Origin of the sequence: Aneurinibacillus tyrosinisolvens, assembly GCF_001015055.1 — a bacterium.
Taxonomy (GTDB): domain Bacteria; phylum Bacillota; class Bacilli; order Aneurinibacillales; family Aneurinibacillaceae; genus Aneurinibacillus_A; species Aneurinibacillus_A tyrosinisolvens.
The window spans coordinates 1-619 of sequence record NZ_BBWZ01000130.1; the positions used below are offsets into that span (position 1 = coordinate 1).

Below are 619 nucleotides of genomic sequence, written 5' to 3' on the forward strand. Positions count from 1 at the left end.
TACCCGTCTTCCGTAACACCAAGAACAAGGTAAATGACTTCCTTGCCTACGGTATCCCGGCGAAGACGGATGTAAAGCCCGTCCAGATAGAGGACAGAATACCGCTTGGCCAAAGGGCGCTTCTGCCACTTCTCAATATCTTCGACCGTGGCGTCCGTAATGTTGCTAATTGTGGCCGGAGAGTAAGAGGAGCCCACCATACGCTCCACAAACTTGCCCACCTCTCTGGTACTCATGCCGCTTTGATACATCTTGATAATGGCTTCTTCCAACCAGCCGTCCCGGCGTTGATAAGGAGCGAAAAGCCCGGTTTGAAACGCGCCCTCTCGGTCGCGAGGAACCGAAAGGTTCTCAATCTTTCCATAGCGTGTGTCCAGGGAACGCTTATAATAACCGTTTCTACTGTCTGAAACATCCGGCTGTTCTACCTGCAGGAAGTTCGTAAGTTCTTCCCGCATAATGAGTTCCAGCTTTTCTTTAATAAACCCTCGTAAAAGATCTTCCAATTGATTTGTAAGGTCGGAATTCGATATACTAGATGACATAAGTAGGGTTATCTCCTCTCTTTTTATGGAATGTCGACAATTCCGAGGATACCCTACTTTTTTATTGCCTAGAA

Annotated in this window: 1 protein-coding gene; it reads right to left on the bottom strand. The window is 47.5% G+C overall.

Going from position 1 to position 619, the window contains the following annotated elements:
• Window positions 1-545, bottom strand: a 545-nt coding sequence (locus tag MBEAL2_RS28675; RefSeq protein ID WP_047155569.1) for an IS256 family transposase, incomplete at its 3' end; no start/stop codon positions are given.
• Window positions 546-619: the final 74 nt, after the last annotated feature.